Below are 15,829 nucleotides of genomic sequence, written 5' to 3'. Positions count from 1 at the left end.
GCGGGTGCCGTCGCGACGATGCGCTCGACCAGCGCCGGCGCGGGCGGTGCGACCGTATCGTTGGCGAGCCACGCATCGAGTTCGGCGGCATCGTCCAGCGCGGCCAATGCGTCGCCCGGATGCGCGCGCGCCCATGCCTCGGCGGCCGCGCGCTCGCCGTCCGGCCAGCGCCGCGCATCCGAGCCGTACGCGGCGACGATGGTACGAAATCGTTCGGGTGTCATCGGATGTCCTCGCTAGGTGAGTCGCCCGCCAGTTGCGCGCGCAAGTTTCGCCGCGCACGTGCAAGCAGGCTTTCCAGCGCGTCGACGGTAATGCCCATCAGGTTGGCCGCCTCCACGTTCGACATTTCCTGATAGTACTGGAGCACGAGCGCTTCGCGCTGCCGCGCCGGCAACGCCGCGAGCGCCTGCCGCACGCGCGCGTCGCGAGAGCGGGCCTCCGCGCGCGTGGCCGGCTCCGGTTGCGGATCGGGTACGTCGGGCAACACGTCGACCGGTTCCTCGCGGCGGCCGCGCAAGCGGTCGTAGCACAGATTCAGCACGACGCGATGCAGCCACGTGTCGAACCGTGCCTCGCCTTCGCGCCAGCCCGGTGCCTGTTTCCAGATCCGCAAGAACGTCTCCTGTGCGACGTCCTCGGCTTCCGTGCGGTCGCCGAGCATGCGCGTCGCGAGTGCGAGCAGCCGCGGCAGCTTGCGCGCGACGAGCATGCGCACGGCCGACGCGTCGCGCGCGCCGACCCGTGCGACCAGGGCCGCGTCCGGATCGCCGTCGCTCAACGCGGGGCGCTCCAGCGCATCGCGCGTCTGTGCCGCGGCGCGATCGTCGATGCGCCCGCCGGCAGACTGAAGCTCATCGTCGTGCCCTCCTTGCATGCGCCGCGCCATTACCCGGCCCCGCCACACTGGCGGTTCGTGATCGCCGCGCGCATCGCGCACGGCCTCGGCAAGGTCCGTTTCATCGGCATCCGTTTCAGGCTGCATGGCGACCGGGTCGATCGGGTGCCGGCCGCCCGTTTGCGCAAGCGGCGGCCGGCGTGCTCAATATACGACGACCGGTGCGGGCCGGTAATAGACCGGACGCGCCGGCACCACGACACAGCCGGCCAGCACGACAGCTGCGGCCGCGAGTATCACCACGGTTCGAAAAAGCATGGCTGCGCCTCATGACGTTGCGGGTAAGCGCCACCGCGCCAGCATCGCGTGCCGTGCGGCGGCATGCGCATCAGGCCCAGTGACCCGGCACCCAGCGCCACGCCGGACCACGCGCGGCCCAGTGGCCCGGCACCCAGTGATAGCCGACGCGCACCACTTGCCAGTGGCCCGGAATCCACACGTAGCGGCCCTGCCACCAGTGCCAGTGGCCCTGGTCCCACACATAGCCCGCGCGCGGCGCCGGCACCACTTCGACGCGAGGCGCTGGCGGCGCGTAAGGCGCGACGATGACGGCCTGCGCGAAGACAGCCGACGCCGCCAGCGCGGCCACGCATGCCGCGGCGAACCGCAATGGAATGGAAAGCTTCATGTAAGACTCCGAAGTAGCGGGTATCGACCGGAAGCGGCCGTTCATGCGTTAAACGGCGCGGGCGAACGGAATCCGTCGCGGTGTCTGCAAATAAATTTCGGTCGAACCGGATGCGCGCCTGCGCGGGCCGGATGCCGTGATACGCACACTCGGACATGTGCCGACACGCGCGTGGGGTTGCCCTGCTGTCACAACCCGGCAAAACTGCCCTTCGACAATGTCTCGCACCGGGATCCCGCTCGTTTCCGGCTCACGCACTGGCCATGCTCGCGCACGGCCAGGCGGTTCCACATCTCGCGTCTCCACCCACGAAAACACCGACCATGTCGAACCAGGACAACTCCCCGATCCAGCCGAACGAGCCGGCCGCGTCCGTCTCGCGTCGCGGCTTCCTGAAATTCGCCGGCGTATCCGGCCTCGCCACCGCCGCCGGTGGCCTCGCGGCAGCCAGGGCCGCCGCGTCGAACCCGGACGGCACGCCCGAACAGGTCCACCTGACGTGGGGCAACGACCCGACGTCGGAAGTCGTGATCTCGTGGGCCTCGCTCGCGTCGGCCGTCAATCCGCGCGCGCGCATCGTCGCCGACGGCGAGCCGGCGCGCACCGTGCACGGCGTCCAGCGCGTGTACACCGACGGCCTGAACGGCGAAACGGTATTCGCGTACCACGCACGCGTGCACGGGCTGAAGCCGAACACGCGCTACCGCTACGAGATCACGGCCGACAACGACAGCAACGCCGCGCAGCCGTTTTCCGCGAATTTCTCGACCGCGCCGCGCGGCCGCGCACCGTTCCGCTTCACGAGCTACGGCGATCTCGCGACGCCGAACGGCGCATGGGTGCTGTCGTCGCCGCAGAGCCGCTTCGCGGTGCAGGCCGTCGAGCAGTTCCAGCCGCTGTTCCACCTGCTGAACGGCGACCTCTGCTACGCGAACCTGAACCCCGCGCACCAGCCCGAGGTGTGGCGCGATTTCGGCAACAACAACCAGACGTCGGCCGCCAATCGTCCGTGGATGCCGTGCCCGGGCAATCACGAGATCGAGTTCAACAACGGCCCGCAGGGGCTCGACTCGTATCTCGCGCGCTATACGCTGCCGGAGAACGGCACGCGCTTCCAGGGCCGCTGGTACAGCTTCCGCGTGAGCTCGGTGCTGTTCGTCTCGCTCGATGCGGACGATGTCGTGTATCAGGACGCCGCCGCGTTCGTCGGCGGCCCCGCGCCGCTCGTGCCGGCCGCGAGCACGGGCCACCCGCCGATCGAGCCCGGCACGTCGTTCTACGTGCGCGGCTACAGCAACGGCGAGCAGACGCGCTGGCTCGAACACACGCTGCGTCATGCCGCGCATGACGACGACATCGACTGGATCGTCGTGCAGATGCACCAGGACGCGCTCAGCTCGTCGAAGACGGGCAACGGTTCCGACAAGGGCATTCGCGAAGCATGGCTGCCGCTGTTCGACCGTTACGGCGTCGACCTCGTGCTGTGCGGCCACGATCACGACTACGAGCGCAGCTACCCGGTGCGCGGCTGCAATCACCGCGCGGGTGTCGATGCGACGACCGGCGAAGTCGTCGAGACGCTGCAGCCGCGTCCGGTCGGCTCGAACGACCCGGACCGCACGAAGTTCGACACGAGCCACGGCACGATCCACCTGATCCTCGGCGGCGGCGGTACCAGTGCGCCGCTCGACGTGTACGGCGAAAACCCGGCGACCGGCTTTGCGCGGGCGAAGGTGTTCACGAAGCCGAACCGGCCGGTGCCGGGCACGGCGCCGAATACGTTCGTGCGCGCGCCGGCCGATGCGCTCGAGGATGCGATCTGGTCCGCGCGCCGCGATACGGGCACCGGTTACGGGATCGCGGTGTTCGACCACGACCCGGGCAAGCCGGGCGGGCACACGACGATCACGATGCGCTACTACCACGCGCCGGGCGCCGACCAGCACCCGACCGCCGACTACGTGCTATTCGAGACGATCGAACTGAGCAAGAAGCGCAACGAGCGGTGATCGGGCGGGCGCCCGTTGCGGCGGGCGCCTGATGCTTCGCCTGCACGGTTCGTTGCCTACGCAACGTTATGGGGCGATCAGGATGCCGCGGTTCGCGAAATAGCGGTCGAACGTCGCGCGCGGCATCGCCGCGTTCTGCTGCGTGCGCGCGTCGAACCCGGACGGGTTGTGGAACAGCCAGTCGCCGGTGTCGCGGTTCGCGCCGTACACGAGCACCATATGCCCGCCGCGCGACGGCGGTTCGAACCCGTCGTGCCGGATGCCGGGATGAACCGATGCCATCAGCATGTGGCCATCCCGCAGCTTCGGCTCGAGCGCGGCCGAATCGATCCCTTCCACGACATCGCCATCGATCCCGTACCGCTCGCGCACCCAGTGCACGAAGGGCCGGTAATGCAGGCGCTTGCCGGTGTCGCCGAGTTCGGGCCGATAGACGCCGAACCCGACGGCTTCGCGTACCAGTTCGAGCAATGGCACGATCGTGTTCGAGCGGTACGCGAGCAGCATCTTCAGGCACGCGATGCCGCAGATGCTCGGGCTCCACTGCGCGTATTCTTCCGGCGTGCTCGCGCCGGAGCGATGCCACAACGGGTCGTCCTCCGAGCGCAGCTCGCGGGACACGAACCGCGAAACCAGATGCGACGATTCCCATTGCGCGAAATACGGCACGTCTTTCATGGCTTCCCTCTCTGATAGCTCGATACGGGCGGCTCGCTACATCAGCGAGAACGTGACCTTCTCCTTCATGCGAATCGGGCGTGCGCCTTCGTCGGCGGTACAGTGAATGCGCGTGAACGCCGCAGTCACCATGGCGTCGAGTTCCGCGTGCCCGCTGCCCTCCAGCAACGTCACGTCCGACACCGTCCCGTCCGGCAACACGACGCCTCCGACCGTCACCTCTCCGCTTTGCACGGCCCGGCGAGCGCTCGCCTGATACGGCACGTCGCGGGAAGCAATCCGAGGGCAGCGCGCGACCTCGCTTGTCTAGACGTATGGCGCTTCGGCACGCGCGACGCCAGAAAGCGCGGCGAAGGCGGCGGCTGAAATGACGCGCATTGAGCGATTCAACATGGATCTTCTGGTTCGTCTCATGGGATTCGACGCATGCGACGACGGCTGCATGACTATAACGCGACGGCGTGTAAGCGCCTGTCACACGCCCATGGCGGGGCGTTGCCCCATGGCACGCGTTAGACTGCCCGCCTCGCCCACCGGCCCATGAAAATGAGTTTCGAATACCGCATCCACACGATCCCGTCGGCCGACGCATTCGATGCAATCGGGAATGCGTTGCGGCAAGCGCATGACGACATTGACATCGATCCCGTCCGGCAACAACTTGAAGTCCGTGACGCCTCTGGCAACTGGCCGCTAATCGGCCTGTCGACCGAAGAAGACGGCTTCTTCCTCGTCACGACGCTCGGGCCGACGCGGGACGCGATGCTCGACTCGATCGGCCGCGCGTTGTCGGCAATCGGCACGGCCTGGCACATCGACGACGCCTGACCGGTTGCCGCGTGACGCCCATGCTCCCGAATCGGCCTCAGGCGCCGGGCTGATCACCGCCGACGCCGCTGCTCGATCTCCGTCACCCCGTTAAACTACGCGCTTCCGTCCGCAATGGCCGTCCCGCATGCCGAATGCGCGCGTGGCTCATGCAGGTGGAACCGACTCATCCGAATTCGAATTTGAATGTTGAAACAGGCAGGAAGCATGAAGCGCAAGAATAAGGCCACGCTCGCCGGGCTCGGCGCGGTGTTGTTGTGGGCCTCCGTGGTCGCCCTGGTTCGTAGCGTGAGCGAAAGCCTCGGCGCGACCGGCGGCGCCGCGATGATCTATACGGTCGCATCCGCGCTTCTGCTGTTTACGATCGGCTTCCCCGATCTCAGCACATTCCCGAAAAAGTATCTGCTCTGGGGCGGGCTGCTGTTCGTCTCGTACGAGCTGTGCCTGTCGCTGTCGATCGGCTATGCCAGCAACGGCCAGCAGGCGATCGAAGTCGCGATGGTCAACTATCTGTGGCCGAGCTTCACGCTGGTCGCCGCGATCGTGTTCAACAAGCAGCGCGCCAACCTGCTGGTCGTGCCCGGCGTCCTGCTGTCGATGCTCGGGATCTGCCGGGTGCTCGGCGGCGACCAGGGGCTCGACCCGGCCGGCATGCTGCACAACGTCGCGGACAATCCGCTGAGCTACGGCCTCGCGTTCTTGGGCGCGCTGATCTGGGCCGGCTATTGCACGGTGACGGCACGCCTCGCCAACGGCAAGAACGGCGTCACGCCGTTCTTCATGCTGGTGGCGCTGGCGCTCTGGATCAAGTTTGCGATCGAAGGCGGCGGCGGCATGACGTTCAGCCTGCATGCGGTCATCTACATCGTGCTGGCGGCATCGGCGCTGGGCTTCGGCTATGCGGCCTGGAACACCGGCATCATGCACGGCAACGTGACGGTCATCGTCGGCGCGTCGTACTTCACGCCGGTGCTCGCCGCCCTGCTCGCCGCGACGCTGCTGCACGCGCCGCTGTCGATCGAATTCTGGCAAGGCGCATCGATGGTTTGCGGCGGGTCGATTCTGTGCTGGCTCGCAACGCGCGGCCGGCGCCGTGAAAAAGCCGCGCCCGTCCGGGTCGGCAACGAAGCGCAGGGCAACTGCCAGGGCTGACGATGCCGGGCGCTTTCGTTGCGATGCCGCTTGAAAGCCCCCGGCGGTCCTGCAAACCGTCAACCACTCGCGCTAGCGCGACTCGAGTGCGATACGCACAGCCAGCCCGGCCAGCACCGTGCCCATCAACCAGCGCTGGGCCGACGCCCAGACCGGCCGCCCCGCGAGAAAGCCCGCGATGCCGCCTGCCATGCAGGTAATCAGCGCATTCACGCTGACACTCACCGCGATCTGCACGCAGCCGAGCGCCAGCGATTGCGCGAGCACGCTGCCATGGCCCGGCGAAATGAACTGCGGCAGAAGCGACAGATACATCACCGCGATCTTCGGATTCGCGAGGTTCGTGACGAAGCCCATCGCGAACAGCCTGGCCCGGCTGTCGTGCGGCAACTGTCTGACCTGGAATGCCGAGCGACCGCCCGGTTTCAGCGCCTGCCACGCCAGGTACGCCAGATAAAGCGCACCAGCGAAACGCAGCGCATCGTACGCATACGGCACGGCCATCACCAGCGCGGTGATGCCCAGCGCCGCGCACACCATGTAGAACACGAACCCCAGCGCGACGCCGCCGAGCGACACCAGCCCGGCACGGCGGCCCTGGCAGATCGAGCGTGACACCAGGTAGATCATGTTCGGCCCGGGTGTCAGCACCATGCCGAGCGACACGAGTCCGAAAGCAAGCAAGGTGGGCACGGTCGGCACGGCAATCTCCTTCGGGACGAAGCGGTCAGGGGCGAGTTCGAACAATGTATTGCATCTCGACTGTCATCGGCTTGAATAAACTTCAAGTCGCCCATGAGCGCTGTTCATCGCCGAAGCCGTTCGTTACCTGGCCTTTCTCGCGCGCGTGTTGACCGCCTTCGCCGCCTTCGCGCGTTGCGCGTCGACGAGCCGCACGAACTCCTCTGCGACCGCGTTGCCGGCCGTATTCCACGACAACCGCACCGAGCGATGCAGCCTGGGCGACAACGCCAGCACGTGGCCGCCGAACGGCGTGTACGTGAGCGTGATGCGCGGCACGATCGACACGCCCATGCCGGCCTCGGCCATCGACAGAATGGTCCGCATCTCGACCACGTTGAACGCGGCCCGCAGCGGCACCCCGCTGCGCGCGAAGTAGTCCGCGATCACCGGCCCGCACCCTGCCTTCGAGAAGATGAACGGCGCCGCGGACAACAGCTTTGCCGACACGCTCTTGCGGCCGGCGAACATGCCGTCGGCCGCCACCGCGACAAAGTCCTCGTCGAGCAGCGGCAGATTGTGTGCGAACGTCTTCGTGCCGGCCACCACGCCAACATCGGCCGTACCGTCGTCGATCCACCCTTCGACTTCGCTGTCCGTGCCTTCGAGCAGCACCGCCGACACGCCCTGGTGCATTTCCTTCAACGCCTCGAGCGCAGGGACGACGAACGCTAGCGACACGCTCGGCAACGACGCGACCACCAGCTTCCCTTCGAGCTTGCCGCGCGACAGGCTGAACTGCTGGCGCAACAGCTGTGCTTCCCGCACCACGTTCTGGACGTACGGCCACAGGCGTTCACCCGCCGCCGTCAGGACGACCGGCTGCCGGTCGCGCCAGAGCAGCTTGACCTCCGTCAGGTCTTCCAGCTCGGTCAATGCATGACTGATCGCGGATTGACTGCGGCTCAACCGATCAGCCGCAGCCGTGAGCGAGCCGAGTTCGACCACGGCCGCCAGGGCCTGCAACTGGGCGAGCGTCATCGACGCCTCCTTGTTCAACGATATGAATCCGGCACATGAAATGAAAAACCATCATGAATTATATTGAACAGCTGCAATGGTCACATCGACGCGACCCATGACGCGCCACGGCCAGCGCCGAATGTCCTTCGCAACGCTCAGGTAAGATGCATCCACGAACCGCCTATCGATTGCCGGCGGTCCCGGCCGCACAACGGCGCGGCGCCCAGCGATCGACTCCGGTTCAAGCCGATCCAGAACAAGTGCGTGCAAGACACACGCGACCGCCACGTGCGCCATCGACAACGCTCGCTGCCGGATATGCCGCGACATGCCATTCCATGATGCATTTCAATCTGACTGAAGGTGTACTGGTCTCCAGCCTGCAGGGGCTCAGCGCGTTCGATCTGGCCGGTATCGCCGTTGCGCTGCTGCTGGGCGGCATGGCCAAGGGGATCACGGGCATCGGCGTGCCGCTGATCGCGATGCCGATACTCAGCCAGTTCCTGCCGATCCGGCACGCGGTGCTGCTGCTGTCGATGCCGATCATCCTCGGCAACATCCCGCAGGCGCTGGAAGGCGGCCAACTGCTGGCGACGGCACGCAAGATCGCCGCGCCGATCGCGGGCACCGTGATCGGCAATATCGTCGGCGTGGCGATCCTGCTGTCGCTCAATCCGGGCCACGCGCAGGCGGCGTCCGGCGCGCTGCTGATCGTGGCCGCGGCGCTGATGCTCGCCGCGCCGAAACTCAACCTGCCGGACGCATGGCAGAAGCCCGTCGGCTTCGCACTCGGCTTCGGTGCGGCGCTGATGGAAAGCATCGCGTCGGTTCCCGGCCCGCTGCTCGCCACCTACCTGATTTCGTCCGGTGCAACCGGACGCGTCTTCACGAAGCAGATCGCGATCATCCTCGTGGTGTCGATCGTCACGCTGATCACGACGTTCAGCGGCGCCGCGCACGCGAGCGGCGCCGACCTCGCGATCTCGGCGGTAGCCAGCCTGCCCGCGATTGCCGGCATGTGGCTCGTTCGCCCGCTGCGGGACAAGATGTCGCCCCGCCTCTTCAGGAGGGTCGTGCTGCTGTTCGTGCTCGTCGCGGCATCGCAGATGATCTGGAAATCGGGCGTGTTCCGGCACGGTGGATCGCACGTTACCCAGATGAACCACGCGCACACCGGCAAGAACCAGGAGATGGCGTAAAGCCATCGATCGCGCATGCGTTCTGAAAGCTGCGAAGCGTAGTATTCGCGGCCCCGGCGTATCGCCCCGCCCGACGGGCCGAACGATACGTCACCGACTTGGCTGCTCGCTCGCTGATGCCCGCATCGGCGCTGCCACGCTTTCAGAGGCATCACATGGAAACCTACGTATTGCTCGGCTGCGGATTGGGCCTCGGCCTGTTGATCGCCGTCTGGGGCATCTGGCAGCTCAAGTAACGCTTGCCGGCCCCGTCCACGCGCAAGCCATCCGTATGGAGACGGACGGGAAACTGTAGTTTGCATCCGCATTCGTCACCCGACTCCTTCGTACTCCGATTCAGCTACCCGACAGCGTCAGCTACCCGCGTTTGCTTCCGTTCGAAAGCCAACGTGAACGCGCTGCATCGAAGCGCTTGCACTCGGCCTTGAGCCAGTCCGAAAACGCCTCGGTACGCGGATCGTCGGGATGGCGTGACAACAGCACGTAGCGCGCCGGCGCACGCACGTGCCTGCCGAAGACATCCACGAGCCGCCCGCTCGCAATCTCGTCATGCACGAGCGCGGCGCGCCCCATCGCGACACCCTGATGGTTTAACGCAGCCGTGATTGCCAGGCTGGAGAAATTGAACTGCGGGCCGTCAAGATCGGCCGCCCACGCCGGACGGACTGCCTCCAGCCACGTGCGCCACTCCACGAACTCGGGCGCGCCGCCCCACGGCGCGGCGTCGTGCAGCAGGACGACGCCGTCCAGCGATTCGCCGCTGGCAAAGGCCGGATGCTGCGCCAGATACGCCGGCGTGGCGACCGGAAACAGGATTTCGTCGAGGATGGCCTCGGCATGCAGCCGATCGTATTGCACCGGGTCGTAGCGCACCGCCACATCGATGTCGTCGGTCTCCATGGCCTGGCGATCCAGCACCTGAAACTCGGCCTTCACGCGAACCGGCACGTTCGGCTGTTGCCGGTGAAATTCGGACAGGCGCGGCATCAGCCACTGCAGCGCGAGCGACGGCAGGCAGCTGACCTGCAGCGGCGCATCCGACATGCCGAGCGCCTGAAGCGTGCGATTGATGTCGACGAACGCGCTCGACATCGTCCCGAGCAGGATTTCGCCCTTCTCGGTCAGCTTCAGTCCGCGCGCCTGGCGCACGAACAGCGGATAGCCGAGCCGGTCCTCCAGATTCCGGATCTGCTGGCTCACGGCGCTTTGCGTCAGGTTGAACGCCTGTGCCGTCTTCGTGAAGCTCAGCAACCGGCCGGCCGTTTCAAAGCAGAGCAACGCACCCAGGATCGAACCGTCGAGTCGCATAGATATCAGTCAGGCTAATGGATTCATTAGAAATCGGCGCTTTCGCGCAGGCTTCCCGGATCGTAGCATTCCGGCCATACCTAACGTTTATCCAGCACAAGATCGACCCATGACCATCACGCTCCAGCCCGCCGATCTATTAGCCAGACTGCAATCCCGCCACCCGCTGCTGTGGCTGAATCCCCATGCCGGCAGTCCGTTGCCGCACGACGCGCCGGGGCTCAGCGCCATTGCGATGGCCGAAGCGCGGCTGGCGCGCTGCGAACCGTTGATGGCCGAGCTGTTTCCCGAACTCGCGGCGAGCGCGGGAAAAATCGAATCGCCGCTGATGCCGGCAGACACCCTGCAGCGCATGTTGTCGCTCCCGGCAGACGCACACGGCGCCTGGTTCATCAAGCGCGACGACGCGTTGCCGATCGCCGGTTCGATCAAGGCGCGCGGCGGCTTTCATGAAGTGCTCGCACTCGCGGAGTCGATCGCGATCGAACACGGGTTGCTCGACCCCGCGGGCGACCGGCGGAACCTCGCATCGGCCGCCGCACGCGACCTGTTTGCCGCGCACACCGTCATCGTCGGCAGCACCGGCAATCTCGGCCTGAGCATCGGCGTGATGGCCGCCGCGCTCGGGTTCGAATCGGTCGTGCACATGTCGACCGACGCGAAGCCGTGGAAGAAGGCGCGCCTGAGAAAGCGCGGCGTTCGCGTGATCGAACATGACGGCGACTATGCGCAAGCCGTCGCGGCCGGACGCGCGCAGGCACGCGATCAGCCACGCAGCCACTTCGTCGACGACGAAGGTTCGCTGATGCTGTTCCTCGGCTACGCGGCCAGCGCCCGGCACCTCGCCGCGCAGCTCGCCGACGCGGGCCGCCGCGTGGACGCGACGCATCCGCTCTTCGTCCATATCCCGTGCGGGGTCGGCGGCGCACCGGGCGGCATCGCGTATGGCCTCAAGGCGCTGTTCGGCGAGCACGTGCATTGCTTCTTCGCCGAACCCGTCGCGTCGCCATGCATGCTGGTCCAGCTGGCCGCCGGCCCCGGGAAGCCCGTGTCCGTCTACGACGTGGGGCTCGACAACCGGACCGAGGCCGACGGCCTGGCGGTCGCACAGGCATCGCACCTCGTCAGTCCGCTGATGGCGTCGCTGCTGTCGGGCGTGTTCACCGTCAGCGACGCGCAGCTCTACGCCCAGTTGCTCGCGGTCCAGCGCGCGACGGGCGTGGAACTCGAACCGTCGGCCGCCGCTGCCGTCAGCGGCCCCGGCTGGCTGACGGCGTCCCCGGCCGGCCGCGACTACGTGCATCGCCACGCGATCGACCTGCGCCGGTCGACGCACGTCATCTGGGCGACGGGCGGCTCGCTCGTGCCGCCAGAAGAGCACCGACGCTTCCAGTCGCATGCGAATACGCTCGCCGGTGCCGCAGCCAACCCGTGACGCGTCGGGGCAAGCGTTCAGCCCCGTTCCCGAAGACGCGTTAGACTGTCCCGATGGAACAATGCCGTTATTGCCAGAGAATCCGCGATGAATGGGATTGCCACGGTGACGAATGCCGCCGGGCAATCGCCAAGGCGCTGCGCCGGCAGCGCGCGGGCCTGCCCATGGTGCCCGATCGCATCCGCAACGAACTGCCGTCCGGCGCGCCGACCCAGCAGGTGATCGCCGTGCTGTCGCGCCAGCGCCTGCGCGCGCGCCGCGGCAACGAGGAACGCCGGGAACGCAAGGAAATCGACGACGACGCCTGATCCGGCAGCGTCGCAGTTCGTCCCCCTCTCCGCCCGCGCCTTCGCCGCCGCGCGCCTGCCCGTGCGTGCCCCCTGCGTGCGATCCGCGCCGCGCGCGTCCGCCTCCTCTCCGTTGCAAATCCGGCAACGTCGATTAGGGACGGAAGGCATTTGTCTCGAAATTATTGTCCCGGCTGCAACGATCTTTCGCCGAAACTCACGTTTACCCTAGGTCGACCGGCGCCTACGATGTAATCAACCGCTTACGACATGGTGTCGAACGCGGAAAGCCAAAAACATCGGAGGTCATCATGAAATCGCTCGTTTCCGCAGTCGTTGCCGCTGTCGCCCTGTCCGCCTCGTTCGGCGCCTTCGCCCAAAGCACCGTGACCCGCGCCCAGGTGCGCAACGAACTGGTCCAGCTCGAAAGCGCCGGCTACAAGCCGAGCCAGTCGAGCCCGTACTACCCGGCCGACATCCAGGCCGCGCAAGCCCGCGTGCACGCCGCAGACAACAGCGGCTACGGTGCGCAACCGGCCGCGACCGTCCAGGGTGGCGCACCGGCCGCCAAGGTGCAAAACCCGCGCGACTCGGTCTACTTCGGCCACTAAGCAAGCCTGCCGCTGCGCGCCTTCGCGCGCAGTCCGCACCCGCCACGAGCCCGTCTTGCGACGGGCTCGTGGCGTTTGCAACGCGCAGGTCAGCGACCGGCCGTCACCGGCCGCCGCCCGACGCGACGCGGCCGGCCGCTTCGTCCGTCCCGGTGCCGGCGCCACTCCCGTTGCCGACCAGTTCCTGATAGCGCACGAACGCGCGCTGCGCGGACGCCTTCGCCGCGTACATCGCCGCATCGGCCTTGACGAGCAGTTCCTCGGCCGACGCGCCGTCGGCCGGAAACTCGCTGACGCCGATACTCGCGCCGACGGCCACGCGCCGGTCGCCGAACTCCAGTTCCTCGTCCATCACGAGCTGGATGCGCGACGCGACGTCGCCGATCACCGCCGGTGAGTGCACGTCCGTAATCAGCACGATGAATTCGTCGCCACCGAGCCGCGCGACCATGTCGCCGCCGCGCAGCACGAGGCTCAGCCGCTTGGCGACCGCGACGAGCGTGCGGTCGCCGGCCGAGTGTCCGTGCTGGTCGTTGATCTGCTTGAAGCGGTCGAGGTCGACGAACATCACGGCCAGCCCTTCGTGCATCGCGGCCGCACGCCGGATCGCGGCATCGAGATGCTCCATGAACAGCAGGCGATTCGGCAGCTCGGTCAGCGCATCGTGTCCGGCGAGGTGCGTGAGCTCCAGCTGCTTCGCCCGCAATATCGCGACCTGCGTGCGGATCTCGACGCGCATGCTGTCGAAACAGCGCGCGAGCACGCCGATCTCGTCGGCACGCCCGACCGGCAACTGCTCGGCGGCCGGATCGTCGAACACGTGCGTGGCGGCTCGCGCGAGCGTCTGCAGCGGCCGCGTGATCGCACGCGCGAACAGGATCGCGAGGATCACCGCCATCAAGCTCGACACGAGCACCATCCGGACGATCCGTTCGCCGAGCATGCCGGCCGGCGACAACACATCCTCCAGCGGGCGCCCCATCCCGAGCACGACGAAGCGGTTGCCCTCGTCGTGCCCGAACGGCGTGCGCACGAACGCGAACATCTGCCCCGGCGCCGCGTCGGGGTCGGCCAGGCCATTGAAGGCAACGCTGACGCGCCCGCTGTCGAACAGCGCGCGCGTGGCGGCGAAGCGGTCCTGCATCAGCACGCGCCGGCCGCGATCGAAGCCGAACGTCTGCGACGGATCGGGATGCACGAGGAAATCGCCCCACTCGTTCGCGAGGTACACCGTGTAGTCTTCCGGCAGATCGCGCTCGAGCCGGTCGAACACGCGCGACAGCTCGACGTCGACGACGAGCGCGCCAACCGTCTGGCCCGACGCGTCGACGACCGGCGTGCCCACGCGCAGGATCGGCAGCCCTTCGGCCGCGTGCGACCCCGTCTCGTGGTTGATCACGATCGGCGACAGGTAGATATGACCGGGCGCCGTTGCCAGCGTATCGAATACGTAGGAAAACTGTCCTTTCTCCTGGAACGCACTGTCCGGCAGCACGACGATGCCATTCCCATCGCGATCGACACGGATGCGTTCGAGTCCGAAATCCCCGCGCGCGATCAGGCGGACCTGCAGGTACTCCGGATGATTTCTCATGAAGCTGTAGAACACCTGCTCGAGCCGCGCGCGTGGCGCGCCATCCCGGTTGTCGCCACCCGAGACCTGTGCAGTCGACGGTAACTGCGCGAGCACGAGCGCATCGTCCGCGACGTCGGACAGCACCGCGGTGAAGCGCTGCCCGAGCAGTTGCGTCGACATCAGCAGGCTGTGCTGCGCCTCCTGCACGAGCATCGTGCGGTTCGCGCGATACGCGTAATAGCCGGTCGCGCCGGACGCGATCACGCCGATGCACGCGAACAGCACCGACAGTTTCGACGTGAGCCCGAGCCGGATCATTTTCCGAACCGCTCCGGCCGGTCGCCCGACACGATGCGGCTCCACAGCGATTCGCGCCGCGCGATGTCCTCGACGGGCTGGAGCCAGACGAGATGCTGGTGTCCGGTGTCGAGTCCCGGCGGCGGCGCGAGCGTGTTCGCGAGGCCCTGGCGTTCGGTCAGCAGCGCGCCGATCGCCGGTTCGAGCATGTAATTGATCCACGCGATCGCGAGCTCCGGATGTTGCGCGCCGCGCGTGACGGCCCAGCAGTCGAGCCACGCGAGCGCGCCTTCATCCGGGATCACGTAGCCGACGTCCGCGCCGGCACGTCGCAGCAGTTCGACCTGTTGTGTGCCGTAGTTGCCGAACATCAGCGCCGCACGATGCTGGACGAACAACGCGGTCGCCTCTTCAGGAAGCGTGTAGTACGTCAGCAGGTTGCGGCGCAGGTCGATCAGCTTGTGCGCGACAGCGAGCGTCTGCGCGGGCGACAGGCGAAACGGATCGGGATAGCCGAGCGCCAGCGCCGTAAACGAAAAATTGTGCTGCGCGCTGTTGAAGTCGAGCACCTTGCCGCGGTAGCGCGGATTCCACAGCTCCCGCATCGAGCGCGGCGCGGCCGGCACCTGCTTGCGGTCGTAGATCAGCCCCATCGACGAATACGTGAACGGGATCGCATACGTGGCGCCCGCTTCAACGAGCCCGTCGATCGCCGCGAGCTGCTGGAAGTTCGGCAACTGCCGCCGCCGGTTCGGGATGCGCGGCAGGTCGATCGGCGCGAGCAGGCGTTCGTGCGCATAGCGCTGGATCTCGGCCGTATTCGCGGCCAGTACGTCGTACGGCGGTGGCGCCGCGCTGTGCATCCGCGCCCACAGAGCTTCGTCGGAGTCGACGAACGTCACTTCGACGCGGGCGTGAAATTGCGCCTCGAACGCGCTGACGACATCGCTGTCCGCATAACCGGGCCATGCGAGCACACGCAGCACGTTGTCGTTGACGGTTTCGGGAGAGGCGGCGAAAGCCGCAAGCGCAGGGGCAAGCAAGCCCGCTGTCAAAATGATGAGCAGCCTGCGCACGGCGAACCGTACGCGCGTACGTGCGCCGATTCCCCTGATGAATAGGACCCCGTGTGAATCGCCCGGCTGCATTCGACTGTCCTTTTTTGAGTCGATGCGATATCCCGCAACAAGACCATAAAACCTGCGGTCGTGCAATCGGA

At 66.9% G+C, this 15,829-nt stretch carries 17 protein-coding genes and 1 pseudogene; 8 read left to right on the top strand and 10 right to left on the bottom strand.

Annotation, left to right across the window (positions count from 1 at the left end):
• The 3 genes and pseudogenes from F3J15_RS21770 to F3J15_RS21760 all read right to left on the bottom strand — a co-directional run.
• Positions 1-224, bottom strand: a pseudogene (locus tag F3J15_RS21770) (hypothetical protein); the annotation flags it as partial.
• Positions 221-985, bottom strand: coding sequence for an RNA polymerase sigma factor (locus F3J15_RS21765; protein ID WP_166893959.1), 765 nt, complete (start codon positions 983-985; stop codon positions 221-223). The pseudogene F3J15_RS21770 and the gene F3J15_RS21765, both read right to left, overlap by 4 nt.
• 241 nt (positions 986-1,226) lie before the next feature.
• On the bottom strand, positions 1,227-1,526 hold the full coding sequence (locus tag F3J15_RS21760) for a YXWGXW repeat-containing protein (RefSeq protein WP_166893958.1): 300 nt from the start codon (positions 1,524-1,526) through the stop codon (positions 1,227-1,229).
• Positions 1,527-1,849: 323 nt separating this feature from the next.
• On the opposite strand from F3J15_RS21760, the gene F3J15_RS21755 reads away from it, so the two are divergent.
• Entirely contained in the window at positions 1,850-3,535 is a 1,686-nt protein-coding gene (locus tag F3J15_RS21755) for a metallophosphoesterase family protein (RefSeq protein ID WP_166893957.1), read from the top strand.
• 66 nt (positions 3,536-3,601) lie between these two features.
• Here F3J15_RS21755 and F3J15_RS21750 read toward each other — a convergent pair whose 3' ends face one another.
• Together F3J15_RS21750 and F3J15_RS21745 are read right to left on the bottom strand one after the other, a co-directional pair.
• The gene (locus F3J15_RS21750) at positions 3,602-4,213 is read right to left on the bottom strand and encodes a hypothetical protein (protein ID WP_166893956.1); all 612 of its coding nucleotides are present in this window, start codon (positions 4,211-4,213) and stop codon (positions 3,602-3,604) included.
• 36 nt (positions 4,214-4,249) lie between these two features.
• Positions 4,250-4,477, bottom strand: a complete 228-nt coding sequence (locus F3J15_RS21745) for a TonB family protein (protein WP_205190905.1) — start codon at positions 4,475-4,477, stop codon at positions 4,250-4,252.
• A gap of 276 nt (positions 4,478-4,753) precedes the next feature.
• On the opposite strand from F3J15_RS21745, the gene F3J15_RS21740 reads away from it, so the two are divergent.
• Positions 4,754-5,041 carry a hypothetical protein gene (locus F3J15_RS21740; RefSeq protein ID WP_166893953.1) on the top strand — a complete coding sequence of 96 codons (288 nt, stop codon included), beginning with the start codon at positions 4,754-4,756 and terminating at the stop codon, positions 5,039-5,041.
• A 207-nt stretch (positions 5,042-5,248) separates the two neighbouring features.
• Complete coding sequence (gene yddG / locus F3J15_RS21735; RefSeq protein WP_166893951.1) at positions 5,249-6,193, top strand: aromatic amino acid DMT transporter YddG; 945 nt, start codon at positions 5,249-5,251, stop codon at positions 6,191-6,193.
• A gap of 72 nt (positions 6,194-6,265) precedes the next feature.
• Here yddG and F3J15_RS21730 read toward each other — a convergent pair whose 3' ends face one another.
• Both F3J15_RS21730 and F3J15_RS21725 read right to left on the bottom strand, forming a co-directional pair.
• Positions 6,266-6,895 carry a LysE family translocator gene (locus tag F3J15_RS21730; protein ID WP_166893961.1) on the bottom strand — a complete coding sequence of 210 codons (630 nt, stop codon included), beginning with the start codon at positions 6,893-6,895 and terminating at the stop codon, positions 6,266-6,268.
• 123 nt (positions 6,896-7,018) lie between these two features.
• Positions 7,019-7,915: a LysR family transcriptional regulator gene (locus tag F3J15_RS21725; RefSeq protein ID WP_166893949.1), complete on the bottom strand. Its 897-nt coding sequence runs from the start codon at positions 7,913-7,915 to the stop codon at positions 7,019-7,021.
• A gap of 320 nt (positions 7,916-8,235) precedes the next feature.
• Here F3J15_RS21725 and F3J15_RS21720 point away from each other — a divergent pair, with 320 nt between their 5' ends.
• Positions 8,236-9,096, top strand: a complete 861-nt coding sequence (locus tag F3J15_RS21720) for a sulfite exporter TauE/SafE family protein (protein ID WP_089447800.1) — start codon at positions 8,236-8,238, stop codon at positions 9,094-9,096.
• Positions 9,097-9,194: 98 nt separating this feature from the next.
• Entirely contained in the window at positions 9,195-9,332 is a 138-nt protein-coding gene (locus F3J15_RS21715) for a hypothetical protein (protein WP_166893899.1), read from the top strand.
• Positions 9,333-9,453: 121 nt separating this feature from the next.
• Here F3J15_RS21715 and F3J15_RS21710 read toward each other — a convergent pair whose 3' ends face one another.
• Positions 9,454-10,404: a LysR substrate-binding domain-containing protein gene (locus F3J15_RS21710; RefSeq protein ID WP_166893947.1), complete on the bottom strand. Its 951-nt coding sequence runs from the start codon at positions 10,402-10,404 to the stop codon at positions 9,454-9,456.
• A gap of 109 nt (positions 10,405-10,513) precedes the next feature.
• On the opposite strand from F3J15_RS21710, the gene F3J15_RS21705 reads away from it, so the two are divergent.
• The 3 genes from F3J15_RS21705 to F3J15_RS21695 all read left to right on the top strand — a co-directional run bounded on the left by F3J15_RS21705 (position 10,514) and on the right by F3J15_RS21695 (position 12,737).
• On the top strand, positions 10,514-11,839 hold the full coding sequence (locus tag F3J15_RS21705) for a D-serine ammonia-lyase (RefSeq protein ID WP_166893946.1): 1,326 nt from the start codon (positions 10,514-10,516) through the stop codon (positions 11,837-11,839).
• Positions 11,840-11,892: 53 nt separating this feature from the next.
• Positions 11,893-12,147 carry a hypothetical protein gene (locus tag F3J15_RS21700; protein ID WP_089447803.1) on the top strand — a complete coding sequence of 85 codons (255 nt, stop codon included), beginning with the start codon at positions 11,893-11,895 and terminating at the stop codon, positions 12,145-12,147.
• 290 nt (positions 12,148-12,437) lie between these two features.
• Positions 12,438-12,737, top strand: a complete 300-nt coding sequence (locus F3J15_RS21695; RefSeq protein ID WP_089447804.1) for a DUF4148 domain-containing protein — start codon at positions 12,438-12,440, stop codon at positions 12,735-12,737.
• 103 nt (positions 12,738-12,840) lie between these two features.
• Here F3J15_RS21695 and F3J15_RS21690 read toward each other — a convergent pair whose 3' ends face one another.
• Together F3J15_RS21690 and F3J15_RS21685 are read right to left on the bottom strand one after the other, a co-directional pair.
• Positions 12,841-14,631 carry a sensor domain-containing diguanylate cyclase gene (locus F3J15_RS21690; RefSeq protein WP_166893944.1) on the bottom strand — a complete coding sequence of 597 codons (1,791 nt, stop codon included), beginning with the start codon at positions 14,629-14,631 and terminating at the stop codon, positions 12,841-12,843.
• Positions 14,628-15,758, bottom strand: coding sequence for an extracellular solute-binding protein (locus F3J15_RS21685; RefSeq protein WP_089447806.1), 1,131 nt, complete (start codon positions 15,756-15,758; stop codon positions 14,628-14,630). Before F3J15_RS21685 ends, F3J15_RS21690 begins: the two co-directional genes overlap by 4 nt.
• Positions 15,759-15,829: the final 71 nt, after the last annotated feature.

Origin of the sequence: Burkholderia sp. Ap-955, from assembly GCF_011753045.1 — a bacterium.
Lineage (GTDB): Bacteria > Pseudomonadota > Gammaproteobacteria > Burkholderiales > Burkholderiaceae > Burkholderia > Burkholderia lata_D.
This window is presented reverse-complemented; position numbering and strand designations above follow the sequence as displayed.